The organism is Limnohabitans sp. 2KL-51 (genome assembly GCF_003063645.1).
Classification (GTDB): Bacteria; Pseudomonadota; Gammaproteobacteria; order Burkholderiales; family Burkholderiaceae_C; genus Limnohabitans_A.
On record NZ_NESJ01000025.1, the window covers coordinates 17501 to 43825 of the forward strand.

15 protein-coding genes, 2 tRNA genes, 4 rRNA genes and 1 pseudogene (1 of these 22 running past the window's edge) are annotated in these 26325 nt (G+C 59.2%); 14 read left to right on the plus strand and 8 right to left on the minus strand.

Annotated features, from left to right (window positions below; translation table 11 throughout):
• The 6 genes from B9Z49_RS19530 to B9Z49_RS19555 form a co-directional block, all read right to left on the minus strand.
• Nucleotides 1-326 (minus strand): 16S ribosomal RNA (locus B9Z49_RS19530) (it extends 1205 nt beyond the left edge of the window).
• Between the two features lie 328 nt (nucleotides 327-654).
• A 5S ribosomal RNA gene (rrf, locus tag B9Z49_RS19535) occupies nucleotides 655-767 on the minus strand.
• Nucleotides 768-929: 162 nt separating this feature from the next.
• Nucleotides 930-3809 (minus strand): 23S ribosomal RNA (locus tag B9Z49_RS19540).
• A 428-nt stretch (nucleotides 3810-4237) separates the two neighbouring features.
• A tRNA-Ala gene (locus B9Z49_RS19545) sits at nucleotides 4238-4313 on the minus strand.
• 45 nt (nucleotides 4314-4358) lie between these two features.
• A tRNA-Ile gene (locus tag B9Z49_RS19550) sits at nucleotides 4359-4435 on the minus strand.
• A gap of 99 nt (nucleotides 4436-4534) precedes the next feature.
• A 16S ribosomal RNA gene (locus B9Z49_RS19555) occupies nucleotides 4535-6065 on the minus strand.
• Together the 16S, 23S and 5S rRNA genes with 2 tRNA genes alongside form the textbook arrangement of a ribosomal RNA operon.
• Before the next feature lie 450 nt (nucleotides 6066-6515).
• On the opposite strand from B9Z49_RS19555, the gene B9Z49_RS19560 reads away from it, so the two are divergent.
• The 8 genes from B9Z49_RS19560 to B9Z49_RS19595 all read left to right on the plus strand — a co-directional run bounded on the left by B9Z49_RS19560 (nucleotide 6516) and on the right by B9Z49_RS19595 (nucleotide 15343).
• Nucleotides 6516-8444, plus strand: coding sequence for an ATP-binding cassette domain-containing protein (locus B9Z49_RS19560; protein WP_108355119.1), 1929 nt, complete (start codon nucleotides 6516-6518; stop codon nucleotides 8442-8444).
• A 52-nt stretch (nucleotides 8445-8496) separates the two neighbouring features.
• On the plus strand, nucleotides 8497-9114 hold the full coding sequence (locus tag B9Z49_RS19565; protein ID WP_108355120.1) for a LysE family translocator: 618 nt from the start codon (nucleotides 8497-8499) through the stop codon (nucleotides 9112-9114).
• A 67-nt stretch (nucleotides 9115-9181) separates the two neighbouring features.
• Complete coding sequence (locus B9Z49_RS19570; protein ID WP_108355121.1) at nucleotides 9182-10099, plus strand: DMT family transporter; 918 nt, start codon at nucleotides 9182-9184, stop codon at nucleotides 10097-10099.
• 22 nt (nucleotides 10100-10121) lie between these two features.
• The gene (locus B9Z49_RS19575) at nucleotides 10122-11306 is read left to right on the plus strand and encodes a PLP-dependent aminotransferase family protein (protein ID WP_108355122.1); all 1185 of its coding nucleotides are present in this window, start codon (nucleotides 10122-10124) and stop codon (nucleotides 11304-11306) included.
• A gap of 25 nt (nucleotides 11307-11331) precedes the next feature.
• Complete coding sequence (locus B9Z49_RS19580) at nucleotides 11332-12267, plus strand: PhzF family phenazine biosynthesis protein (protein ID WP_108355123.1); 936 nt, start codon at nucleotides 11332-11334, stop codon at nucleotides 12265-12267.
• A gap of 38 nt (nucleotides 12268-12305) precedes the next feature.
• Nucleotides 12306-13277: a threonine dehydratase gene (locus tag B9Z49_RS19585; protein WP_108355124.1), complete on the plus strand. Its 972-nt coding sequence runs from the start codon at nucleotides 12306-12308 to the stop codon at nucleotides 13275-13277.
• A gap of 145 nt (nucleotides 13278-13422) precedes the next feature.
• Nucleotides 13423-14097: a histidine phosphatase family protein gene (locus B9Z49_RS19590; protein ID WP_108355125.1), complete on the plus strand. Its 675-nt coding sequence runs from the start codon at nucleotides 13423-13425 to the stop codon at nucleotides 14095-14097.
• 76 nt (nucleotides 14098-14173) lie between these two features.
• Complete coding sequence (locus B9Z49_RS19595; RefSeq protein ID WP_108355126.1) at nucleotides 14174-15343, plus strand: hypothetical protein; 1170 nt, start codon at nucleotides 14174-14176, stop codon at nucleotides 15341-15343.
• A gap of 18 nt (nucleotides 15344-15361) precedes the next feature.
• On the opposite strand, the gene B9Z49_RS19600 is transcribed toward B9Z49_RS19595, so the two are convergent.
• Nucleotides 15362-16189, minus strand: a complete 828-nt coding sequence (locus tag B9Z49_RS19600) for a creatininase family protein (RefSeq protein WP_108355129.1) — start codon at nucleotides 16187-16189, stop codon at nucleotides 15362-15364.
• Between the two features lie 89 nt (nucleotides 16190-16278).
• Here B9Z49_RS19600 and B9Z49_RS19605 point away from each other — a divergent pair, with 89 nt between their 5' ends.
• The 3 genes from B9Z49_RS19605 to priA all read left to right on the plus strand — a co-directional run bounded on the left by B9Z49_RS19605 (nucleotide 16279) and on the right by priA (nucleotide 22320).
• Complete coding sequence (locus B9Z49_RS19605) at nucleotides 16279-18627, plus strand: protein-disulfide reductase DsbD (protein WP_233254728.1); 2349 nt, start codon at nucleotides 16279-16281, stop codon at nucleotides 18625-18627.
• A 75-nt stretch (nucleotides 18628-18702) separates the two neighbouring features.
• Nucleotides 18703-19818: a uroporphyrinogen decarboxylase gene (gene hemE / locus B9Z49_RS19610; RefSeq protein WP_108355131.1), complete on the plus strand. Its 1116-nt coding sequence runs from the start codon at nucleotides 18703-18705 to the stop codon at nucleotides 19816-19818.
• Nucleotides 19819-20214: 396 nt separating this feature from the next.
• Nucleotides 20215-22320, plus strand: coding sequence for a primosomal protein N' (gene priA, locus B9Z49_RS19615; protein WP_108355127.1), 2106 nt, complete (start codon nucleotides 20215-20217; stop codon nucleotides 22318-22320).
• Between the two features lie 18 nt (nucleotides 22321-22338).
• Here the strand turns inward: priA and B9Z49_RS19620 are convergent, their stop codons facing one another.
• Nucleotides 22339-23307 (minus strand): AEC family transporter, encoded by a 969-nt coding sequence (locus B9Z49_RS19620; protein WP_108355128.1) that lies wholly within the window; start codon nucleotides 23305-23307, stop codon nucleotides 22339-22341.
• Between the two features lie 197 nt (nucleotides 23308-23504).
• On the opposite strand from B9Z49_RS19620, the gene B9Z49_RS19625 reads away from it, so the two are divergent.
• The 3 genes and pseudogenes from B9Z49_RS19625 to B9Z49_RS19635 form a co-directional block, all read left to right on the plus strand.
• A complete protein-coding gene (locus B9Z49_RS19625) occupies nucleotides 23505-25598 on the plus strand; it encodes an ATP-dependent helicase (protein WP_108355132.1) in 2094 nt (697 codons plus the stop codon).
• On the plus strand, nucleotides 25595-26017 hold the full coding sequence (locus B9Z49_RS19630) for a hypothetical protein (protein ID WP_199225120.1): 423 nt from the start codon (nucleotides 25595-25597) through the stop codon (nucleotides 26015-26017). The genes B9Z49_RS19625 and B9Z49_RS19630 overlap by 4 nt, the downstream gene beginning before the upstream one ends.
• Nucleotides 26018-26101: 84 nt before the next feature.
• Nucleotides 26102-26325 (plus strand): annotated as a pseudogene (locus B9Z49_RS19635) (hypothetical protein); the annotation flags it as partial.

Below are 26325 nucleotides of genomic sequence, written 5' to 3' on the forward strand. Positions count from 1 at the left end.
TGGACCGTGTCTCAGTTCCAGTGTGGCTGGTCGTCCTCTCAGACCAGCTACAGATCGTTGGCTTGGTGAGCCTTTACCCCACCAACTACCTAATCTGATATCGGCCGCTCCAATCGCGCGAGGTCTTGCGATCCCCCGCTTTCATCCTTAGATCGTATGCGGTATTAGCGTAACTTTCGCTACGTTATCCCCCACGACTGGGCACGTTCCGATATATTACTCACCCGTTCGCCACTCTCAAGGGGTTGCCCCCTCTACCGTTCGACTTGCATGTGTAAAGCATTCCGCCAGCGTTCAATCTGAGCCAGGATCAAACTCTATAGTTCGATCTTGATTTTTTTTCGGTCTTTCGACCAACTCATAAATTGGAATCGACGTGGTCACCATCTCTGATTTCCACATCTTTTTTACTTCATGAGCGTTTGTTAGCTAATTAAAGCTAAGTTCCGAAGAACTTGGCAATCACCATCAAACGCCCACGCTTATCGGCTGTATATTTTTAAAGAACCCAGGCAACTCTCATCACCTTTTCTTGACTCGCTGCGATCAGCGAAGCCTTCTATTTTATCACGCTTTTGCGCTTTCTTTAAAAGATTTTTATGTCTTCTAAAGAAAACGCCCCACCGTTAGGTGGGGCGTTTCGGGCTGTTAGAAGCCTGACGATGTCCTACTTTCACACGGGAATCCGCACTATCATCGGCGCTAAGTCGTTTCACGGTCCTGTTCGAGATGGGAAGGAGTGGGGCCAACTTGCTATGGTCATCAGGCATAACTTGGTGTCGTCTTGACGCGGGTCAAGACAACGAATTCATAGAGTTTCGAATCAGATTTTTGAGCTCTCGCTCAGGCCTTTCAGCCTTTTTTGAATGCGTCAACTTGGCATAACTTCCCTGACCAATGCACACCTTGCGGCGTGTGATCAAAGTTATAGGGTCAAGCCTCACGAGCAATTAGTATCAGTTAGCTTAACGCATTACTGCGCTTCCACACCTGACCTATCAACGTCCTGGTCTTGAACGACTCTTTAGGGGGCTCAAGGCCCCGGCAGATCTCATCTTGAAACGAGTTTCCCGCTTAGATGCTTTCAGCGGTTATCTCTTCCACACTTAGCTACTCGGCAATGCCACTGGCGTGACAACCGATACACCAGAGGTGTGTCCACTCCGGTCCTCTCGTACTAGGAGCAGGCTTCCTCAAATCTGCAGCGCCCACGGAAGATAGGGACCAAACTGTCTCACGACGTTTTAAACCCAGCTCACGTACCTCTTTAAATGGCGAACAGCCATACCCTTGGGACCGGCTACAGCCCCAGGATGAGATGAGCCGACATCGAGGTGCCAAACACCGCCGTCGATATGAACTCTTGGGCGGTATCAGCCTGTTATCCCCAGAGTACCTTTTATCCGTTGAGCGATGGCCCTTCCATACAGAACCACCGGATCACTATGTCCTACTTTCGTATCTGCTCGACTTGTCAGTCTCGCAGTTAAGCACGCTTATGCCATTGCACTATTATCACGATGTCCGACCGTAACTAGCGTACCTTCGAACTCCTCCGTTACGCTTTGGGAGGAGACCGCCCCAGTCAAACTGCCTACCATGCACTGTCCCCGATCCAGATAATGGACCTAGGTTAGAACCTCAAACACACCAGGGTGGTATTTCAACGTTGGCTCCACAAGATCTAGCGACCTCGCTTCAAAGCCTCCCACCTATCCTACACAGATCTGTTCAAAGTCCAATACAAAGCTACAGTAAAGGTTCATGGGGTCTTTCCGTCTTTCCGCGGGGAGATTGCATCATCACAAACATTTCAACTTCGCTGAGTCTCAGGAGGAGACAGTGTGGCCATCGTTACGCCATTCGTGCAGGTCGGAACTTACCCGACAAGGAATTTCGCTACCTTAGGACCGTTATAGTTACGGCCGCCGTTTACTGGGACTTCAATCAAGAGCTTGCACCCCATCATTTAATCTTCCAGCACCGGGCAGGCGTCACACCCTATACGTCCACTTTCGTGTTTGCAGAGTGCTGTGTTTTTATTAAACAGTCGCAGCCACCGATTTTTTGCAACCCCGTTCGGCTCCCTTTGTTCAAGTTCACCTAATAGGGGCATACCTTCTCCCGAAGTTACGGTATCAATTTGCCGAGTTCCTTCTCCTGAGTTCTCTCAAGCGCCTTAGAATACTCATCTCGCGCACCAGTGTCGGTTTGCGGTACGGTCAATGACAAGCTGAAGCTTAGTGGCTTTTCCTGGAAGCAGGGTATCACTCACTTCAGGTGCAAGCACCCTCGTTATCACCCCTCATCTAAGCCCGGCGGATTTGCCTACCAGGCACGACTACAGGCTTGAACCAACATATCCAACAGTTGGCTGAGCTAACCTTCTCCGTCCCCACATCGCACTTGTCATCGGTACAGGAATATTGACCTGTTTCCCATCAGCTACGCATCTCTGCCTCGCCTTAGGGGCCGACTCACTCTACGCCGATGAACGTTGCGTAGAAAACCTTGCGCTTACGGCGAGGGGGCTTTTCACCCCCTTTAACGCTACTCATGTCAGCATTCGCACTTCTGATACCTCCAGCAGGGTTTACACCACCACCTTCACAGGCCTACAGAACGCTCTCCTACCACTTGCAATAAATTGCAAATCCGCAGCTTCGGTAACTGGCTTAGCCCCGTTACATCTTCCGCGCAGGACGACTCGATCAGTGAGCTATTACGCTTTCTTTAAATGATGGCTGCTTCTAAGCCAACATCCTGACTGTTTTAGCCTTCCCACTTCGTTTCCCACTTAGCCAATTTTAGGGACCTTAGCTGGCGGTCTGGGTTGTTTCCCTCTTGAGTCCGGACGTTAGCACCCGGTGCTCTGTCTCCCAAGCTGTACTCATCGGTATTCGGAGTTTGCCTTGGTTTGGTAAGTCGCCATGACCCCCTAGCCAAAACAGTGCTCTACCCCCGATGGTAATACTTGAGGCACTACCTAAATAGTTTTCGGAGAGAACCAGCTATTTCCAAGTTTGTTTAGCCTTTCACCCCTATCCACAGGTCATCCGCTAATTTTGCAACATTAGTCGGTTCGGACCTCCAGTACCTGTTACGGCACCTTCATCCTGCCCATGGATAGATCACTTGGTTTCGGGTCTACACCCAGCGACTGATCGCCCTATTCGGACTCGATTTCTCTACGGCTTCCCTATTCGGTTAACCTTGCCACTGAATGTAAGTCGCTGACCCATTATACAAAAGGTACGCAGTCACCCCTTTCGAGGCTCCTACTTTTTGTAAGCATGCGGTTTCAGGATCTATTTCACTCCCCTCCCGGGGTTCTTTTCGCCTTTCCCTCACGGTACTTGTTCACTATCGGTCAATGATGAGTATTTAGCCTTGGAGGATGGTCCCCCCATATTCAGACAGGATTTCTCGTGTCCCGCCCTACTTGTCGTTAGCTCAGTACCACACATCTGTTTTCGCATACGGGGCTATCACCCACTATGGCCGGCCTTTCCATGCCGCTTTGCTAACAGTTGTGCTATCACTAACAGGCTCTTCCGATTTCGCTCGCCACTACTTTCGGAATCTCGGTTGATGTCTTTTCCTCGAGCTACTGAGATGTTTCAGTTCACCCGGTTCGCCTCGCATGACTATGTATTCATCATGCGATACCCCTAAGGGTGGGTTTCCCCATTCAGAAATCTCCGGATCAATGCTTATTTGCCAGCTCCCCGAAGCTTATCGCAGGCTTTCACGTCTTTCGTCGCCTATCATTGCCAAGGCATCCACCACATGCTCTTATTCACTTGACCCTATAACTTTGAACTCTCTTGCGAGACCTCATCGTTATTTTCAAGGAATGTCTGTCAGGTCTTTCACCTGACGCGTTATGCCGTAAATGAATAATTCCTCAACACCGGATGTTTCCATCCAATATCAATAGAACAATTCGTCTTTACTTGAATTTCAAACGTCGTTTGAATATTCGTTTTGACGCAATCAAAAAATTGTCACCAGGGGCACGGTCCGCACTAAACCTTTACGAATGTGCGGTTTCCCCTGGCAACTCTGATTCGACTCTATGAATTTTTAAAGAACAGCCGTGTGTCTTTCGACACTTGTTAATCGATCAATATCAATCAACACAAAAACAACCTGCGCAATCTCTTGCCAAGTCGCTTTTGTTTTGAATGAACATTCATCAGAACCTTTTCAGGCCCCTTCAACATTCGATAAGTGGTGGTGGAGGATGACGGGATCGAACCGACGACCCCCTGCTTGCAAAGCAGGTGCTCTCCCAGCTGAGCTAATCCCCCGTTGTCTTACCCTTGACGCCTTTCAGCGCTTGTCTTCAGAAGGATTGGTGGGTCTGGTTGGTCTCGAACCAACGACCCCTGCGTTATCAACACAGTGCTCTAACCAACTGAGCTACAGACCCAAGCCGGCCGCCAATGACTGGGCTTGCGCCATAGCCGTCAGCGACTACCCTTCCAACAACCGATAAGTGTGAGCGTTCAATTTAGATTGCAGTTTCCAGAAAGGAGGTGATCCAGCCGCACCTTCCGATACGGCTACCTTGTTACGACTTCACCCCAGTCACGAACCCCGCCGTGGTAATCGCCCTCCTTGCGGTTAGGCTAACTACTTCTGGCGAGACCCGCTCCCATGGTGTGACGGGCGGTGTGTACAAGACCCGGGAACGTATTCACCGTGACATTCTGATCCACGATTACTAGCGATTCCGACTTCACGCAGTCGAGTTGCAGACTGCGATCCGGACTACGACTGGTTTTATGGGATTGGCTCCCCCTCGCGGGTTGGCAACCCTTTGTACCAGCCATTGTATGACGTGTGTAGCCCCACCTATAAGGGCCATGAGGACTTGACGTCATCCCCACCTTCCTCCGGTTTGTCACCGGCAGTCTCATTAGAGTGCCCAACTGAATGTAGCAACTAATGACAAGGGTTGCGCTCGTTGCGGGACTTAACCCAACATCTCACGACACGAGCTGACGACAGCCATGCAGCACCTGTGTTACGGCTCTCTTTCGAGCACGCCTCTATCTCTAAAGGCTTCCGTACATGTCAAAGGTGGGTAAGGTTTTTCGCGTTGCATCGAATTAAACCACATCATCCACCGCTTGTGCGGGTCCCCGTCAATTCCTTTGAGTTTCAACCTTGCGGCCGTACTCCCCAGGCGGTCAACTTCACGCGTTAGCTTCGTTACTGAGTCAGTGAAGACCCAACAACCAGTTGACATCGTTTAGGGCGTGGACTACCAGGGTATCTAATCCTGTTTGCTCCCCACGCTTTCGTGCATGAGCGTCAGTACAGGTCCAGGGGATTGCCTTCGCCATCGGTGTTCCTCCGCATATCTACGCATTTCACTGCTACACGCGGAATTCCATCCCCCTCTACCGTACTCTAGCTATACAGTCACAAATGCAGTTCCCAGGTTGAGCCCGGGGATTTCACATCTGTCTTATATAACCGCCTGCGCACGCTTTACGCCCAGTAATTCCGATTAACGCTTGCACCCTACGTATTACCGCGGCTGCTGGCACGTAGTTAGCCGGTGCTTATTCTTACGGTACCGTCATGAGCTCCTCGTATTAAGAGAAACCTTTTCGTTCCGTACAAAAGCAGTTTACAACCCGAGGGCCTTCATCCTGCACGCGGAATGGCTGGATCAGACTTGCGTCCATTGTCCAAAATTCCCCACTGCTGCCTCCCGTAGGAGTCTGGACCGTGTCTCAGTTCCAGTGTGGCTGGTCGTCCTCTCAGACCAGCTACAGATCGTTGGCTTGGTGAGCCTTTACCCCACCAACTACCTAATCTGATATCGGCCGCTCCAATCGCGCGAGGTCTTGCGATCCCCCGCTTTCATCCTTAGATCGTATGCGGTATTAGCGTAACTTTCGCTACGTTATCCCCCACGACTGGGCACGTTCCGATATATTACTCACCCGTTCGCCACTCTCAAGGGGTTGCCCCCTCTACCGTTCGACTTGCATGTGTAAAGCATTCCGCCAGCGTTCAATCTGAGCCAGGATCAAACTCTATAGTTCGATCTTGATTTTTTTTCGGTCTTTCGACCAACTCATAAATTGGAATCGACGTGGTCACCATCTCTGATTTCCACATCTTTTTTACTTCATGAGCGTTTGTTAGCTAATTAAAGCTAAGTTCCGAAGAACTTGGCAATCACCATCAAACGCCCACGCTTATCGGCTGTATATTTTTAAAGAACCCAGGAGACTCTCATCACCTTTTCTTGACTCGCTGCGATCAGCGAAGCCTTGAATTATGACACAGTTTTTAAGGCCGCGTCAAGTTTTTGAAATTTTATTCGATCCATACGATCTTTTCAGAAACCTCTTAGCTGACTGTTTTGGCTTTCATGAGAAAACCACTTTGTGTGCAGCGAAGCCCTCGATTGTGACACAGTTTTTCGGCCCTTAACCATTTTTTTGAATTTTTCGGCTAATTTTTGCAGCCGCCCCCGGGATAATGCGTCCATGGCATTACTCACACTCATGAACGCGTCTCTGGCTTTTGGTCACGTCGCCCTCCTCGATCACGCCGACTTCTCTTTGGAAACGACTGAGCGCATCGGCTTGATTGGTCGCAACGGGACAGGCAAATCGTCCTTACTCAAGATTTTGGCGGGCATGGAGCGCCCAGATGACGGTAACTTGCATGTGCAGCAAGGCGTTCGCATCGCTTACGTGGCTCAGGAGCCCATCCTGGTCGCTGAGCACACCATTTTTGAGTCTGTGCGTGAAGGCTTGGCCGAAGTGGTGCAATGGATCGACGATTACACCCACAGCCGGGGCGACCTGGACACTTTGCAGGGACAAATCGAATCACGCGATGGCTGGGGCTGGGAGCAACGGTTGGACGAAACCCTGCAACGCCTGCAACTGAACCCCAATGCAGTCGTGCAATCGCTGTCCGGGGGGATGCGCAAGCGCGTGGCCCTGGCGCAAGCTTTGGTGACCCGCCCTGACGTCCTCTTATTGGACGAGCCCACCAACCACCTGGACCTGAACGCCATCACCTGGCTGGAAGATCTGTTGATCGACTTCAAGGGCAGCGTGATTGCCATCACCCACGACCGGGCATTTTTGGACCGCATCGCCACCCGCATTGTGGAATTGGACCGCGGCAAGCTGCGCCCTTACCCGGGCAATTACGCCGCCTACCAAGTGCAGAAAGAAGAGCAACTCGCTCAAGAATCCGTGATTCAGGCCAAAGCCGACAAGTTGTTGGCCCAAGAAGAAATCTGGATTCGCAAAGGCGTCGAAGCTCGCCGCACCCGCAGCCAAAGCCGCATCACGCGGCTGCAAAATCTGCGCGGCGAACGTGCATCTCGCCGGGAAAAGGTGGGCAATGTGAAGATGGAAGTGGCCTCGGGCGTTCCGAGCGGCAAGCTGGTGGCCGAACTGACCGACGTGAGCAAAAGCTTCACCCAACCCGATGGCTCAGTGCGCACCGTTATTCAAAAATTCACCGGCACTTTGCTGCGCGGCGACAAGATCGGCTTGCTGGGCCCCAACGGCGCGGGCAAAACCACCTTGCTCAAACTGATTCTGGGCGAGCTCGAAGCGGACAGCGGTGAAGTGCGCCGTGGCACCAAGCTCGAAGTGGCCTACTTCGACCAAATGCGCGATGCACTGGACCTGGACGCCACGCTGGAAGACTTCATCAGCCCCGGCAGCGAATGGATCGAGATTGGCAACAAACGCCAGCACGTCAAGAGCTATCTGGGCGACTTTTTGTTCTCGCCCGCACGCGGCACCTCGCCTGTGCGCTCACTGTCAGGAGGCGAGCGCAACCGCCTGCTGTTGGCGCGCTTGTTTGCCCGCCCAGCCAACGTGTTGGTGCTGGACGAACCGACCAACGACCTAGACATCGAAACCCTGGAACTGCTGGAAGAGTTGCTGCAAAACTACGAAGGCACCGTATTCTTGGTGAGCCACGATCGGGCCTTCATGGACAACGTGGTCACAGGCATCATCGCCTGCGAAAGCGCCCCAGACCAACCTGGTTTTTGGCGCGAATACGAGGGCTCGGTGCAGGATTGGCTGGTCCAATCCAAGCGCGCTCAGGCCATTCGGGCCCAAGTGGCGCAGCGCAGCGGCACCCCAATTCAGGCAGCCCCAGCCGCAAGCCCCATCCCAACGTCAACAGCCTCAACAGCCCCAACAGCAAGTACCCCAACACGCAGCAAGCTCAGCTACAAAGAACAGCGTGAGCTGGCTGAGCTGCCGACAAAGATAGAGAGCTTGGAGAAAGAGCAAACCAACGTGCGTGCGCAACTGTCCGACGGCAGCGTTTACCAGCGCGACCCCGGGCTGGCGCAACAACTGTTCCGCCGCGATACGGAAATCGACGACCAGCTGCTGGCCGCCATGGAGCGCTGGGAAATTCTGTCGGCACGTTGAAACGCAAGCCCGAAGCACCCAGAGGGCCTCATTTCATGCGACATTCAAAACCATGACCTCTTCCGAACTCAGCGCGCTGTTGGTACTGGCCACTGTGAGCAGCTTCACGCCCGGGCCGAACACCACATTGTCGACCGCCATGGCCGCCAACCATGGCCTGCGTCGGGCCATGCGCTTTGTGCTGGCGGTGCCGGTGGGCTGGGGCATTTTGTTCACGATGTGTGCCACCGGAGTGGGTGGGCTGGTGGTGGCCTTCCCGCCTTTGCGCTGGGGCATCGTGACGCTGGGCACCGGCTATTTGCTCTGGTTGGCCTCGCGTTTGTGGCAAAGCGGCAGTTTGCTGCAGGCCGACAGCGCCAAGTTACAAGTGGGCTTTGTGCAAGGCGTGGGTCTTCAGTTTCTGAACATCAAAGCCTGGATGCTGGCGCTCGCCATCGTGGCGGGCTGGGTGGCTGGGCGTGAAGACGCCACGGCCCGCACCTTGGTGCTGCTGCCCATCATGGTGGCCTATGGCTTTTTCAGCAATCTGACCTATGCAGTTGCAGGCTCGATCCTGCGGCACTGGCTGGCGCACGGCCACCGTTTGCTGATTTTCAACCGCTGCATGTCGGTGGCGCTGGTGGCTACGGCCTTGTGGATTTTGAACGACATGCGGCAAAGCGCAGGCTGACAGCCCCCGCCGCGCCGGATGCCCGCAAGGCAAGAAGTTCACCCCCTGTACAACAAGCACAAATACCATGATCAACACCCCTCAACAACGCGAAAACCTGGGTCTGTGGCTTGGCCTTTTGGGTGTCGTCATTTTTGGACTCACCTTGCCCATGACGCGCTTGGCCACGGGCACGGTGGACGCCCCGCAAATGTCCCCCTGGTTTGTGACCTGGGCACGCGCCGCGCTGGCCGGTGGCCTGTCGCTTGTATACCTTTTGGCGGTTCGCGCCCCTTGGCCCTTGGCTGAGCAACGTAGCCCGTTGTATTTGTCGCTGGCTGGCAATGTGATCGGTTACCCCTTGCTGCTGGGCTGGGCGCTGCGCCACGTCACGGCCAGCCATGCGGCTGTCATCACCGCCTTGCTGCCGTTGGCCACCGCAGCAGCAGCCGCGTGGTTGCTGCACCAACGCGCGCGTCTGGGGTTTTGGGTCTTTGCCGCTTTGGGCAGCATCCTGGTAGCGGTTTACAGTCTGCTGCGCGCAGCGCAAATGGGCCACGGTTTTGGCCTGACCTGGGCCGACACCCTGCTACTGGGCGCCGTGGTGGCCGCCTCGCTGGGCTATGTCGCCGGGGCAAAAGTCACGGCCAGTATGGGCGCTGAGAAAGTCATCAGCTGGGTTTGTGTGATGGCGCTGCCCCTCACGCTGCCCGGAGCCTGGCTCACTTGGCCCGACCAAACAGTAGTGCCCATATCGTGGCTGGCTCTGCTGTACCTGGGCGTGTTCTCCATGTGGGCGGGCTTTTTTGCCTGGTTTCGCGGTCTTTCGCTGGGTGGCCCACTGCGGGTGAGCCAACTGCAATTGCTGCAGCCTTTCATCAGCATTCTGGCGGCCGTGCCTTTGCTGGGAGAATCACTCGATGCCATGACCCTGGTTTTTGCCATTCTGGTCGTGGGCACGGTTTCCATGGGACGGCGCATGGCCAACACCCCCAAATCCAAGTGAACAAAAAATTGAGGAGCAGAAAATGAAATGGCAAATGGCCCAACGCGCCGAAAAGATGAACCCCTCGGTGATCCGCGAGATCCTGAAAGTCACTGAAAAGCCCGGCATCATCAGTTTTGCTGGTGGCCTGCCTTCACCCCAGACTTTCCCGATCGACGCCATGCGCGAAGCCAGCGAGCGCGTGCTGAGAGATGACGGCAAAGCCGCCTTGCAATACGCCGCCAGCGAAGGCTACGCCCCGCTGCGCGAATGGGTCGCAAAAGACCTGCTCAAACAAGGCATGCATGTGAGCCCCGACCAGGTGCTGATCACCACCGGCAGCCAGCAAGGCCTGGACTTGGTCGCCAAGATCCTGATCGACGCGGGCAGCCGCATTTTGGTTGAAACGCCCACCTACCTGGGCGCTTTGCAAGCCTTCACCCCGATGGAGCCCATCGCCGTGGGCGTGAACAGCGACGATCATGGCGTGGATGCCGCCGACCTGCGCGCCAAAGTGGGCGTCGGTGCTGACAAAGCTCGTTTTGTGTATTTGCTGCCTAACTTTCAGAACCCCACGGGCCGCACCATGACCGAAGAGCGCCGCGCCGCCGTGGGCCAAGTGGCCATCGAAACCGGTCTGCCAATCATCGAAGACAACCCCTACGGCGACTTGTGGTTTGACGCGCCCCCCGCTCCCTCGCTCAGCTCGCGCCACCCCGAGGGCAGCGTTTACTTGGGCTCGTTTTCCAAAATCCTCGCACCCGGCCTGCGCTTGGGTTATTTGGTGGCTCCCACCTCGCTGTACCCCAAACTCTTGCAAGCGAAACAAGCGGCCGATCTGCACACGCCCAGTTTCAACCAGCGCGTGGTCGCTGAAGTGCTGAAAGACGGCTTCATCGAACGCCATGTGCCCACCATCCGCGCGCTTTACAAACAGCAGTGCGAAGCCATGCTGGCCGCGCTTGACCGCGAAATGGCGGGGCTGGGCCTGACTTGGAACCGCCCGGTGGGCGGCATGTTCTTGTGGGTGCAACTGCCCAAGGGCCTCAAAGCCATTCCATTGCTGGCCAAAGCCGTTGAAAAAGGCGTGGCCTTTGTGCCCGGCTCTGCCTTTTATGCCGAGGGTGCCGACGAAAGCACACTGCGCCTGTCGTTCGTGACCGCCACCGTGGACCAGATCAACAATGGCATGGCCGCGCTGGCCGCCGCGATCCGAGAATCCCTGTAATCCGCTTCCACCCCCTCAAGGCCCCATGAAATCCCGCGCTTTTCAACAAGTCGACGTCTTCACCGACACCGCTTTCCTGGGTAACCCGCTGGCCGTAGTGCTCGATGGCACGGGCCTGAGCGACGTGCAAATGCAAACCTTTGCTGCCTGGACGCAGCTGAGCGAAACCACCTTTGTGCTGCCGCCCACGCCCGAAGGCGCTGCGGGCGGGGCCGACTATCGGGTGCGCATCTTCACGCCCGGTGCTGAGCTGCCGTTTGCGGGCCACCCCACACTGGGCACAGCCCACGCCTGGCTGAAGGCGGGCAACACGCCACGGCAACCTGGTGTGCTGATGCAGGAATGCGGCGTTGGCCTGGTGACTTTGAAGCAGCTGGGCGAGCGCTGGGCTTTTGCAGCACCACCTCTGAAGCGATCAGACATCTCGGTCGAAGACCTCAGCCCGGTGCTAGCCGCTTTGGGGCTGGACGCATCTGAAGTGATAGCCGCCCAAAACCTGAACAACGGACCGCACTGGCTGGGCCTGGTGGTCCATGATGTGGACACGGTGCTGGCCCTGGAGCCTGACCACGCTGCCCTGAAAAAACTGGGCACCAAAGTCGGCGTGGCGGGCAAGCGGCAAGCGTCAGCCACCGAGGCACAACATGGCCTGATCCGCCGCGCCAACCGCGAAGCCCGCGCCTTTGCACCGTCCACCCGCACCGCCAACGACCCCACCGATCTGGAAGTACGCGCCTTCGCCGCCCCCGTGGGCATCGCCGAAGACCCGGTCACCGGCAGCCTGAACGCATCGCTGGCGCAATGGCTGATGGACGACGGTCACATGCCTCTCACCTACAGCGCCCGTCAGGGCACGATTCTGGGGCGCGCAGGTCAGGTGTTTCTGTCGCAAGACCCACAAGGCCAAGTCTGGGTGGGTGGCGATGTGGTCGGCTGCATCCAAGGCAGCGTCAGTCTGTGACCCCCCTGAACCCCAAGCCTTAAACTGCAGGAGCCACCATGCACACCGACCTGCCCACACTGGCCCAAATCCAAGCGGCCACGCAAACCATCTACGCGGCCTTTGGCCCCACGCCCCAGTACCGGTGGAACACCCTGAGCCAGCGGCTGGGCACCGACTGCTGGGTCAAGCATGAAAACCACACCCCCGTGGGCGCCTTCAAGGTGCGCGGTGGTTTGACCTACTTTGAACACTTGGCCCGCTCAGGCCAGATGCCCTCCAAAGTGATCAGCGCCACTCGGGGCAACCATGGCCAGAGCATCGCTTATGCGGCAGCACGCCACGGCGTGGCCTGCACCATCGTGGTCCCGCTGGGCAACTCCGCCGAGAAGAATGTCGCCATGCGGGCGCTGGGTGCGCAGCTCATCGAACAGGGTCATGACTTCCAGGCCGCCCGCGAACACGCTCTGAGCCTGGCACAGGCCAGCGGTGCGCACATGGTGCCCAGCTACCACCCAGCCTTGGTGCTCGGCGTGGCCACGGGTTGGCTCGAATTTTTTCAGGCTGTCCCTGCGCTCGATGTGCTTTATGTACCGATTGGCCTCGGCTCGGGTGCCTGCGCCGCATTGGCGGCCAAAAAAGCGCTTGGCCACCCTGTCAAGGTAGTGGGCGTGGTCAGCGCACACGCCACCACTTACCTCGACTCGATGGCGGCAAACTGCGTGGTCGAAGCCCCGGTCAGCACTTTGCTGGCCGATGGCATGGCGGTGCGCCGCGCCGACCCACAAGCGCTGGCTATTTTGCAAGCTGGATTGGACCGCGTGGTTCAGGTCAGCGATGCACAGGTGGCCCAAGCCATGCGCGACCTGTACACCGACACCCACAACCTGGCCGAAGGTGCAGGCGCTGCCAGTTTTGCCGCCGCGTGGTCCGAACGCGAACAACTGCGCGGGCAAGTGGTGGGCACCACCTTGTGCGGTGGCAATGTGGACGCCAGCACCTTGTGCCAGGTGCTGCAAAACCGCACCTGAAGGCCGCAGGGCCCTGACCTTTGACGCCATGGAAACTCCGCAATAACTACAACTCATTCGCAAATGGCTGACCCATTCCAGACCCAAAACGCCAGGTCGCTCTTGGGACAAAACCGGCGCACGTCCGCCACCACAATAGACGCCCATGGGAACTCTCTATCTGGTCCGCCATGGACAAGCCTCCTTCGGGGCCGATGACTACGATCAACTCAGCCCACTGGGCCGTCAACAGGCTGTGCGACTGGGAGAGTATCTGCGCCCCAAGTTGCAGGCCCAACCGATTGAAGCCGTGATGATGGGCAGCTTGAAACGCCACCGCCAAACTTGGGAAGGCATCTCCGAGGGCGCGGGCCTGATGCACACCCCGGCCGTCTGGCCGGGCCTGAACGAATACGACAGCCACGCGCTGATCGAGTCCATCCACCCCGAACCACTGGCCAAACCCGACACCCCCGAGCTGTACCGCCACCACTTTCGCCTGCTGCGCGATGCGCTGCAAGCCTGGATGGCGGGGCGCACCCAGCCGCGCGGCATGACCAGCTACGCCGACTTTGTAGGCGGCATCGAGGGGGCGCTGGACCATGTGCGGCAAAACCATTCAGGCGACGTGATGATCGTATCCAGCGGCGGCCCCATCTCCACAGCCGTAGGCCGCGTGCTGGGCACCCCGCCCGAAACCACCATCGAGCTGAACCTGCGCATCCGCAACACGGCGCTGACCGAGTTTGTGTTCAACCCCAAACGGCACATGCTGCTGACCTACAACACCTTGCCGCACCTGGACAGCGACGCGCACAAGGACTGGGTCACCTTCGCCTGAAACGGCGAATTTCCTCATAAAAATTGGGTGTAATCCCTAGGAAAAACCTTGCAATTGCAGGGGCAAAATAAGCGGCATGAATTGTTCGACCGCCTGGCTTGCCCTACAGACACTGGAAGGCGGCATTGAGTTCACCCTCACACCCGCCGATCAAGCCGATCGCCTGGCAGCACAACTGAGCGCGGACCTTCGGGAATGGGGCCTTCAGTCAGCGATTCAGACCCTGCATCAGCCCCTCGAAGACGGCACCGTGGCCTTGGTGGCCCGCTTACAGCGCGAATTCCAGCAAAACCACATGCCCGGGTTCAACAGCCTGAACTTGTGCACTTCCCTGGGGCCAATCAACCAGGATGACCACGCCAATGAAGCTTGGGCCTTGGAACGCGAAATCTGGGTGGCTCTGTTGGGCTCGCCCCATCGCTTTGCATTCCGCGACCTGGAGGCCCTGAAGTCACACGTTCGGGTGCGGCGCAACATGGCCTTGGCCGCCCGCTTGACCGCGCTGGCCTTCAAAACTGAAGCGGCCGAACGCCCCGAGGCCGACTGGCACTACGAAGAAGACCCCGGCTTCATCCTCAAACCGGGCCGCCCCCTGATTCAAGCACTGATCGCCGCCACGCAGCCTGAGGCAACTGGCAAACTGTACGACTTCTCGTGCTACCGCGCCACCGAATACGTGATCTTGCTGGGCATCGCGCAAGAGTTGCAGGCGCACCACCCAGCATTGTTGGCCGAATTGCAGCAATTGAACGAACGCCACGCGGTGCGCTCGGGCCAGTTCCACGAAGTGTTTCTGGTCGAGTACGGCAGCATGGAAGCCCCCTTACCCGCCCGCTTTTATGTCCCGGGCGACCGACTGTGGTTTCGCAACCCGGACGAGCGCTCCGCCGACGTGACCGGCTACGAAGGCTCCTGGGTCATGTACATGGGCGGCGGCCTGTTCAGCAACTTCTGGAAGCGGGACGCACCTTTCACCCTCGAATCCAAAGCCATTGAAATTTTCCACTGGAAAGACGGCGTCTACACCGACGCCCAAGGTGAGCTACAGATGAACGAGACGGTGGTGGAACGACTGGTGGCCCAAACCCAGGCCGACCCCGAAGCCAGAGCCCGCGTGCTGGAACGCATGATGCGCATGCGCGACCCCAAAGGTGTCTATGCCGAGGGCGGCTGCATCGACACCACACGCGAATACCCTAAAAACGTAAGCCGCGAGCACTGCGAGTTGGTGCTGCCCGCATTCTGAAGACTGGGCCGGTGGGCCTCAACTCACCTGGTCGGTGAGCGTGTCTGGAGGCAATTGGTCAATTTCACAAAGCAATTGCGCCAAAGCCCGGCCAGAAGCATCCAGCAAAGCCTGCCCTTTGGCCAGCGTGGCCGCAGCCGCATTGCCCGCCGCACCATGGCGGTTGTAGTCTTGCATTTGCCAGCCCAGTTTGGCACTTTTTCCGTTGCCCAAAATTTCAAAGCGCTCGGCGCGATCTTGCGAGGTGGACCGAAAGTTCTGCGCCCGATCCATGCGTACGGTGCCTGGGCGCAGCGCCAGCATCATGGAGGTTTCGGTGTCACCCGCGTGCACGCCAAAGCGGTGCTCTTCGGGCGGGAACAGCGCATTGACATCGTCCCCCTGTGCATCGCGCAGTGGCAAATTGAACCAACTCACGCTGTACACCAGCATGCCCAGCCGGGCCCGCAGGTCACGCGCCACGATGTCCATCACACTGACCTGACCGCCATGGGCGTTCAAAAGCACCAGTTTCTTCACCCCACTGGCCGCCACCGACTCGCCAATGTCGGTCCACAAACGTATCACGGTTTCGGCCTTGAGCGTCAGGGTGCCAGCAAAACGGGCGTGCTCGGGGCTCAGCCCCACCGTTTGGGTGGGCAAAAACAAAACGGATAAGTCGGCTGGCAAGTGCGGCAAGCAAGCCGACACCACGCCATTGACCAAATCGGTGTCCACCGACAGCGGCAGGTGCGGGCCATGCTGCTCGGTGGCGGCCACGGGCAGCACGGCCATCGTCCGTGCATGCGCCAGCGCTTGAAAATCGAGGGTGGTCCAGTCGGCCCAAAATCGCGAAGGGTTTTGCATGTTGGACATCTTAATGGAGCGCGGCCGTGTACAGTGCCTTTCGCAGAAGGTTACGCTTCAGGTGTTCGGGGCCACAAAGAAGGATTGGCGTGAAAGTTTCCGTGTTGTCGCGTGGCTGGGCCACAGTTCAGAGTGGTCTGCTCGTGCTGGGCACGTGCGCGCTCTTGTGGGCGTCTGCACCCAGCTTGGCGCAAACCGATGCCCTGTTTTCCTCTAAGGCGACCGCTGGCAATTCAGCCACCAACGCCTTGCTCAGCAGTCCCGCCCATGTGGTCAACACCGCGCAGGTGCGGGCCGAGTTGCAGTTGCACGCCCCCCAAGGCATCCAGGCCGGAAAAACCTTCTGGCTGGGCTTGCAGATCGAGCACCAGCCCCAGTGGCACACCTATTGGCAAAACCCGGGCGATTCGGGCTTGCCCACCCAGCTGCAGTGGCAGCTGCCTGCAGGCTTGCAAGCTGGCGCGATCGCTTGGCCTTTGCCCAAAAAATTCCCGATTGGCAGCTTGGCCAACTACGGCTACGAAGGCCGTGTGCTGCTGACGGTGCCCGTGACGGTGGCAGCTGACTTTCGCTTCCCGGACAGTGGGCCTCTGACCCTTCAATTGCAAGCCGATTGGCTGGTGTGCCGCCAAGAATGCATCCCACAAGAAGGCCGCATGAGCCTGAACCTGGCCTCTGCCGCGTCGCAAACGCTGCACGCGGCAAGCTTTGAAGCGTCTCAAAAACTCAGTCCCCAGACGTTGCCTCAGCTCAAGCAAGGCGGCACCTGGATCACCGGTGGGCAGACCACGTTGTCGGACGATGGCCGTCAACTGAGCCTGCGCGTGCATGGCCTGCCCGTCAGCTGGCGCGGCCAGACGCTCAGCGCCTTCCCGGTCACGGCCAACGTGGTGCACAACGCGGCCGTACAAGGCAAAGACTGGACACAAAACTGGCAAGGCGCGGTCTGGCAGGCCAAAATCCCGGTGTCTGAGGAGCGCGGTGACAGCCCCCAAACACTGCGATGGGTCATCGCGACGGGGCCAGAGTCTGCGCCCCAAGCCCCTGCTTTTGAGCTGACAACGCCCGTGCAAGGCACTTGGCCTCCGTTGGCACAAGCCGCGCCTGCCGAAGTCTCGCCCGCGCTGGCCAAGGCCTTGGCTGAGAATGCACGCGCTGCGCAAAAACCAGCGACATCCAGCGCCACGGCTTTGGGCCTGACGCTGGCCATTTTGGGGGCGCTGGTGGGCGGTTTACTTCTCAACCTGATGCCCTGCGTGTTTCCGGTGCTGGCCATCAAGGTGCTGGGCTTTGCCCGGGCCGATGCGACTCAGGCCCAACACCGCGCCGCCGGGATAGCCTACACCGTGGGTGTGGTGCTGTCGTTCATGTTGCTGGGCGGCCTGATGCTGGCCTTGCGTGCCGCCGGCGAGCAGCTTGGTTGGGGCTTTCAGCTGCAGTCGCCGGCCGTGGTGGCGGCTCTGGCGCTCTTGTTCACCCTGCTGGGCCTGAACCTGGCGGGCGTTTTTGAATTCGGACAAATGCTGCCCAGCAGCTTGGCGTCTTTGCAAAGCCGCCACCCGACCGTGAACGCCGGTTTGTCGGGCGTGTTAGCCGTGGCCGTGGCTTCGCCCTGCACAGCCCCCTTCATGGGCGCGTCTTTGGGCTTGGCGATTGCGCTGCCCATGTGGCAGGCGCTCTTGGTCTTTGCCGCCATGGGGGTGGGCATGGCCTTGCCGTATCTGGCGGCCAGCTGGTGGCCCGGCATCGCGCGCACCCTGCCGCGCCCAGGGGCCTGGATGTTGACTTTCCGCCAAGCCATGGCCTTCCCGATGTTTGCAACTGTCATCTGGTTGCTGTGGGTGCTGGGTCAGCAAACTGGCATCGACGGGGCGAGCAGCCTGCTGGCTTTGCTGCTCACGGTGGCTTGGCTGGCTTGGGCCCTGGGCCTGACAGGCCGAACGCGCTGGGTCATGGGCGGCCTGGCTCTGGCCACTTTGCTGTGGCTGGGCAGCAGCTGGCTGCCTTTGGCTTTGCGTGAAGCGCCTGCAGTGGCAGCTGCAGCCACACCAGCCAGCAGCGCCAGCGAGAAAAACGCCGCCGGTCTGCCCTTGTGGCAAGCCTGGTCAGAGGCTGACCTGCAGACGCACCTGAGCGCCGGTCGCCCGGTGTTCGTGGACTTCACCGCCGCCTGGTGCGTGACCTGCCAGTACAACAAAAAAACCACCTTCACCGATGCCAAGCTGCTGGCCGACTTTGCAGCCCGCCAAGTGGTGCTGATGCGTGCCGACTGGACCCGCCGCGACCCCGCCATCACGCAGGCGCTCACGGCATTGGGCCGCAGCGGCGTGCCAGTGTATGCCCTGTACGCGCCGGGCCGCGCGCCCGTGCTGCTGTCCGAATTGCCCAGCGTGGCCGAAGTGCAAGAGGCGCTGCAGGCCCTGAGCACTGGGCGTTGAACGCCCGCCCTTCTCTGACCTCTTTGACGCCCGCCGGACAGTGAATCGTCCTTGCAGCCTGCGACAATGGCGGGCATGAGCACTTCTTTTGCCCCCCTCCAAAACGACAGCTTCTTGCGCGCCTGCCTGCGCCAAGCCACTGACCACACCCCCGTCTGGCTCATGCGCCAAGCCGGGCGCTACCTGCCCGAGTACCGCGACACCCGCGCCAAAGCCGGCAGCTTCATGGGCCTGGCCACCAACGTCGACTACGCCACCGAAGTCACCCTGCAGCCACTGGAACGTTATGCACTGGACGCGTCCATCCTGTTCAGCGACATCCTCACCGTGCCCGACGCCATGGGCCTGGGCCTGAGCTTCGCTTTGGGCGAAGGCCCCCGCTTTGCCAAAAACGTGCGCGACGAAGCCGCCGTGGCCGATCTGGCCGTGCCCGACATGAACAAACTGCGCTATGTGTTCGATGCGGTCACGTCGATTCGCAAGGCGCTGAACAGCCGCGTGCCCCTCATCGGCTTTTCCGGTAGCCCCTGGACGCTGGCCTGCTACATGGTCGAGGGCGCGGGGTCTGACGATTACCGTCACGTCAAAACCCTGATGTACAGCCGCCCAGACCTGATGCACCGCATTTTGGCCATCAACGCCGACGCCGTGGCCCTGTACCTGAACACGCAAATCGAAGCCGGTGCGCAAGCCGTCATGGTGTTTGACAGCTGGGGCGGTGTGCTGGCCGACGGGGCTTTCCAGCAGTTCAGCCTGGCCTACACCGCTCGCGTGCTTGCCCAACTCAAAACCGAGCACAACGGCCAGCGCATCCCCAGCATCGTCTTCACCAAAGGCGGCGGCCTGTGGCTGCCCGAGATGGCGGGCCTGAACTGCGACGTGCTGGGTCTGGACTGGACCATGAACCTGGGCCGCGCACGCGCCCTGGTGGGAGGTGAAGTGGGCGGCCCCGGCAAAGCGCTGCAAGGCAACATCGACCCGAACATCCTGTTTGCGCCGCCTGCGCAAATCGCCACCGAGGTGCACCGCGTGCTCGACAGCTTTGGCACCCCGCACACCGACCGCAGCACCACAGGCCCCACGCACATCTTCAACCTGGGCCACGGCATCAGCCAATACACCCCGCCCGAGCATGTGACGGCGCTGGTCGAAGCGGTGCACAGCCATTCGAAGGCCCTGCGCCAAAAGTGATCGCGACGGGCTTGGACCGAACACCCCGCTAGCATAAAAATCAAGCGCACAAACACTTTTTTTCAAAATAAAAGCCGCTTGCCGCTTGACTTATGCACAAAAGTAGACAACCGCTAAAAACCCATCGTTCTGCTGCACAGCAACATAAGAGGTCCAACCCTCATCACGCAAGTTGTTGATTTTATTGGACTTTATTTCCTGCACATTGAACGGGCATTTTGACGGAAGGCTTGATTTTCAAGGCTTCCGGGGCATCCCGACAGAGTTTTCAACAAAGTTATCCACAGATTTTCTGGATCAACGCCAAAGCTCTTTGAAATCAATGACTTAGCCCCTCTTTCAAGAATTCAGCTAACTTGCAATACTGACAAATTCATAACAAACATCGGAAACAATGTGAGCGCACACCACTGGATCGATGTTGCCGTCCAGACCCCGGCCCACAGCCCCATCGGGGGGCTGCTGAGTTATCGCAGCCCCTTTTCAGTGCATTTGGGACAACTCGTGCGCGTGCCCTTGGGCAAGCGAGAGGTGCTGGGTGTGGTTTGGGCGCTGCGCGATGCAGCACCGGCGGAGATGCCCGAATCGGCAGTGCGCGATGTGCTGGGCGTGCTCGAAGGCCTGGCCCCGCTGGACAGCGCATGGCGACAATTGGTGCAGTTTTCGGCCCAGTATTACCAGCGCTCTTTGGGAGAGGTGGCCTTGGCAGCGCTGCCGCCCCAGTTGCGCGACTTGACGTCCGAGCAACTCGCGCGTCGCCTGAAAAAACAGAACCCCGACCGTGCCGTGCACACCACGCCCGGCCCCGCCCTCTCAGAAGAGCAAGACACCGTGCTGGCGCAAATGGCCAGCGGCACCGGGCCCTTCTTGCTGTTTGGCAGCACCGGCAGCGGCAAAACCGAGGTTTATTTGCAGGCCGTCGAGCGCATGCTGGCCACCGACCCACAAGCCCAAGCGTTGCTCATGGTGCCTGAGATCAACCTCACGCCCCAACTCGAGGAGCGGGTGCGAGCGCGCTTTGGCAGCGAAGCCGTGGTGTCCATGCACAGCGGCATGACGCCCGCCCAGCGCCTGAAGGGCTGGCTGGCCGCCCATGCAGGTCACGCCCGCATCGTGCTGGGTACGCGCATGGCCATTTTTGCGTCCATGCCGCACCTGAAACTGATCGTGGTCGACGAAGAACACGACCCCAGCTACAAACAACAAGAGGGCGCCCGCTATTCGGCGCGAGACTTGGCGGTGTACCGGGGCCGCCTGCAAAACGCCCCGGTGCTGCTGGCCTCGGCCACGCCCTCGCTGGAAAGCTGGCATCACAGCCGCCCGGCCGATGCCGAAGATCTAGGCGGTCGTTACCAACGCCTGCTGATGCCCTCGCGCATTGGCAAGGCTCTTTTGCCCAAAGTGCGGCGTGTGGACATGAACAAACAGCCGCGTCGCGCTGTGCTGTCTACCCAGTTGGTGGCGGCCATCCAAGAGCGGGTGGAACGCGGCGAGCAATGCATGCTGCTGCTCAACCGCCGGGGCTATGCACCGGTGCTGCACTGCGCCGACTGCGGCTGGAAAAGCGAGTGCAAGCACTGCAGCGCATTTCGGGTGTTCCACAAGATCGACCGCACCTTGCGCTGCCACCACTGCGGCCTGACCGAACGCGTGCCCCGGGCCTGCCCCGAGTGCGGCAACGCCGACATCGCGCCCATTGGACGCGGCACCGAACAGCTGGAGGAACACCTGGGCGAGTTGTTGGCGCACGTCTTGCGCCCAGATGGCACCCCGGTGCGCATCGCCCGCATCGACGCCGACAGCACCCGCTTGAAAGGCGCGTTGGAAAGCCAGCTGGCCCAAGTGCACGCGGGCGAAGTGGACGTGTTGGTCGGCACACAAATGATTGCCAAGGGGCATGACTTCCGGCGCATCACGCTGGTGGCGGCCATCAACCCCGACACGGCGTTGTTTTCGAGTGACTTTCGCGCACCCGAGCGGCTGTTTGCGCTGCTCATGCAAGCCGCAGGCCGCGCCGGACGCGACGCCGCGCAAAGTGCCACCAGCGAAATGTGGGTGCAAACCTTTCACCCCACCCACGCACTTTTTGAGGCGCTCAAAAAACACGACTACCCGGCCTTTGCCGCGAGTGAGTTGGCCGAGCGCACCGCCGCCGACCTGCCGCCCATCAGCCACCAGGCCCTGCTGCGCGCCGACGCCCGCACGCAAGAAGCCGCCCAGGGCCTGCTGAACGCCGCCCGCGAAGCCCTGGAAGCCCAGCTGAGCGCCGACCCGTCCACGGCGGATTTGGTGCTGCAAGTGAGTGTGTACTCCGCCGTGCCCATGAGCATGCAGCGCGTGGCCGATGTGGAGCGCGCCCAAATGCTGCTGGAAAGCCCCAGCCGCATGGCGCTGCAAAAAATGCTGTGGCACCTGCACAGCGTGTTGCACCAGGTGCGCAGCCAACCCGAAAACAAAGGCGTGATCCGCTGGCTGGTGGACGTGGACCCGCAGGCAATTTGAGCCCGCCCGCCAAGGCACTCAGGCTTGGAACAAAGTCACCACCCCTGAAAAGGTAAAAAACGCGGCTACCGTGGTCACCAGGATGATGCGTGCGATGCGCCCGTTATCGGCCCCCAGCCGCTCGGCCAGCAAGGACACATTGCTGGCACTGGGCAGCGCAGCCACCAGCACGATCACCTGCAAGGCAAAAGGTTCGATCGGTACACCCCATTGAATGGCGGTCAAGCCGACCAACAAGACCAGCAAGGGGTGCAGCACCAGCTTGATCAAAGCCACGGGTAAATAATCACCCATGCGCAGCGGTCCGTGCGGCCGCTCATGGGACAGCATTTGGGAGCGCGCCAGCACCGCGCCAATGGTGAACAAGGCCACTGGCGAAGCGGCATCGGCCAGCAAACCCACCGTTGCGTTCACCGGGCCACTCAAGGCCCAACCACCGTAAGAAAACGCAGCCCCCAAAGAAATGGCCCAGGGCATGGGGTTGCGCAGCACACCCGCCAGCGCTTTGCGAGCGGCCACAACGGTACCTTGCTCCCCTGCCGCATCCATGCGCGACAAGGCCACGCACAAAGAAGACGTGATTACCAAGTCCACCACGATGGTCACAATCGCAGGCCCCACCGCCTGAGCCCCCAGCAAAGCCACCAGGAGCGGCACGCCCATGAAACCGGTATTGGGAAACGCCGCCACCAAAGCGCCCAAAGACGCATCGTTCCAACGGATACGCCCATTCAGGCTGACGGCGATGCTGAACGCCACCAGCACCAGCGCGCAAAACAAATACGTGAAAAACACCCCCGCATCGAGCAGCTGCGCGATGGGCGTGCCCGCGCCAAAACGAAACAACATGCAAGGCAAGGCAAAAAACAGCACAAAGCCGTTCAGCCCTGAAATTGCCTCCAGCGGCAACAGCTTCAGGCGGGCGGCGGCAAAGCCGCACAGCACCAAGGCAAAAAAGGGAAAGGTGACGTGCAGGACTTCTAACATCAGCCGATTGTCGGGTAAACCATGAGAACCTCAGGTACTCAGAGTCGCTGAGCCGACAAAACTACCTCAAATCGATGGCTGGAAATTCAAAATCGAATTGATTTGAAAATGCACCTTGATCGCCGTCGGTCCAATTGAAAAATAGTGCTCTCCAACCCGCTATGATGGCTCGCTTTGCCTCGATAGCCCAATTCTCGATGTCAGCCGGACTCAACAACGCCCAACTCGAAGCCGTGAACTTTGTCTCCGGCCCTTGCCTGGTGCTGGCCGGGGCGGGTTCGGGCAAGACACGGGTGATCACGCACAAGATCGGGCGGTTGATCGAAGCCGGGCTCGAGCCCAAGCGCATCGCCGCCATCACCTTCACCAACAAAGCCGCCGCCGAAATGCGCGAGCGGGCCAAACAACTGATTGGCCGCACCGCCAAGGATGTGCTGATTTGCACCTTCCACGCTTTGGGCGTGCGCATCATGCGCGAAGACGGCGCTGTCCTGGGTCTCAAGCCGCAATTCAGCATCATGGATGCCGACGATGTCACCAGCATCTTGAAGGATTGCGGCGGCACCACCGATGCGGCCACCGCCCGCCAGTGGCAGTGGACCATCAGCCTGTGGAAAAACATGGGGCTCAATGCCGCGCAAGCAGCCGCCCAAGCGCCCGACGACAACGCCCGGGTGATCGCCCGCATCATGGCGCTTTACCAAGAGCGTCTGACGGCTTACCAGAGTGTGGACTTTGACGACCTGATCGGCCTGCCCCTGAAGCTGCTGGCCGAGTTTCCTGAGGTGCGCGAGCGCTGGCAGGCCAAGATGGGCCATGTGCTGGTCGACGAATACCAAGACACCAACGCCACCCAATACGAGGTGCTGAAACACCTGGTGGGCGAGCGGGCGCGTTTCACGGCGGTGGGCGACGACGACCAGTCGATTTATGGCTGGCGTGGTGCGACTCTGGACAACCTCAAGCGCCTGCCGGTGGATTTTCCGAAGCTCAAAGTCATCAAGCTGGAGCAAAACTACCGCTCCACCAGCGCGATTTTGAGGGCGGCCAACAACGTCATCGAGTCCAACCCCAAGCTTTACCCCAAAACCCTGTTTTCGGAATTGGGTGAGGGCGAACCGGTGCGCGTGGTCGATGCGGTGAACGAAGAGCACGAGGCCGACCGGGCGATTGCCCGCATCCAGTCGATCCGAGGCGGATACTCGCTCGAATCCAAACACCGCGAGTTCAAGGACTTCGCCATCTTGTACCGCGCCAACCACATGGCCCGGCCGTTTGAGCAAGCCCTGCGCCGCGCCAACATTCCCTACAAGGTGTCGGGTGGTCAGAGCTTTTTCGACAAGGCCGAGATCAAGGACCTGTGCGCATGGTTTCGCCTGTGGATCAACAACGACGACGACCCGGCTTTTTTGCGCGCCATCACCAGCCCCAAGCGCGGTATTGGCCACCAGACGCTGGGCCAGCTGGGCACCTTCGCCACCCAGTACAAGCTCAGTCTGTTCGAATCGCTGTTTGCGGGCAGCTTGCCCAGCGCAGTCAATGCACGGTCAGTGGCGGGGCTGCATGAATTTGGCCGCTACATCAACGACTTGGAGCACCGCGCCCGGCTGACTTTGGGCAAAACCGATGCCCTCGCGTTCTTGCTGGAGTGGCTGAAAGAGATCGGTTACGAGTCGCACCTGTACGACGGCGAAGACAACGAAAAAGTGGCCAGCGCCCGCTGGACCAACGTGCTGGAGTTTTGCGACTGGATGGCGGGGCGCTGTGGCGGCGAGATCGAAGACGCCACAGGAGCTCAAACAGGGGCAGAGGCGGCTGAGACCAAAAACCTGCTTGACGTTGCGCAAACCATCTCCCTCATCTCCGCCCTGAGCGATCGCGAAAAAGACCAAAACGTGGTCACGCTGTCGACCCTGCACGCCTCCAAGGGTTTGGAGTGGCCACACGTCACACTGGTGGGGGTGAACGAAGGATTGCTCCCGTTCAAGCTGGGCGACGAAACCACCGAAGGGGTCAGCCAAGAAGGCATTTTGTTGCGCCTGCAAGAAGAGCGCCGCCTCATGTACGTGGGCATCACCCGCGCCCAACGCAGCCTGGCCGTGAGCTGGACCCGCCGCCGCAAAAAAGGCCGCGAAACCGTGGCCGCCCTGCCCAGCCGTTTCATTGCCGAAATGCGGTTGGACGAAAACACCACCAAAGAAGACCCGCGCGAAAAGCTCAAGGCGCTGCGGGCCGAATTTGCGGAGCGGGCGGCCGCATCCGTCGCAGCAGCAGCGCAGGCCAGAACATGAGCACACCCCACTCTGGCTTTCGCATGGCGTGCTTGGGCACCCTGGTCGCGCTCTTGACCCTGTCAGGCTGCACCACCCTGCCACCCGCTTGCCCTGCCCCCGCAGATGTCAAACCCGAGCAACTGCACGGCGTCTGGACCGTGCAGCTGGACGGCGCCGGCCCCCCATGGACCCTGCAGCTGGGCCCTCACCCCGAACACCCGGGCAGTCTGCGCGGCGAGCTGACGCAAGGGACGCTGCGCTACCCGGTGGTGGCCGACTTGGAGGGTGGGGAATTCACATTGGAAGAATCGCACGACGGCGCGCGCATCGCGGCCACCTGGCTGGGCACCGTGTTGGCCGGCAGCTGCGGCCGAGTCCTGCAAGGCCAGCGCATCGGCCCCCAGGAGCGCCGACAGGCCTTTCTCATCCGCCCGTGAGCAGGCGGCCCTGAAACTGGACACCTGCCGGTCATTTGCCCCAGCCCGCCAACTGCCCCGCCCTTATCCCGCAAAATACGCAGCTTGACGCATCCACCTCAAAGCACTTCCAGCACCCATTCCAGCATGACGGGCTCCACTTATTTGCAAACCCGCTCCAGGCGCAAGCCATGGGGTTTGGGCGTGGTCGTGTTACTGCATTTGCTGGCATTTTGGGCTATTCAAGCAGGCCTAGCCCGCGACATCAGCCGCCAATTGCCCCAGGTGGTCCAAGCCATTTTGCTGCAGGAAACCCCACCGCCCCCACC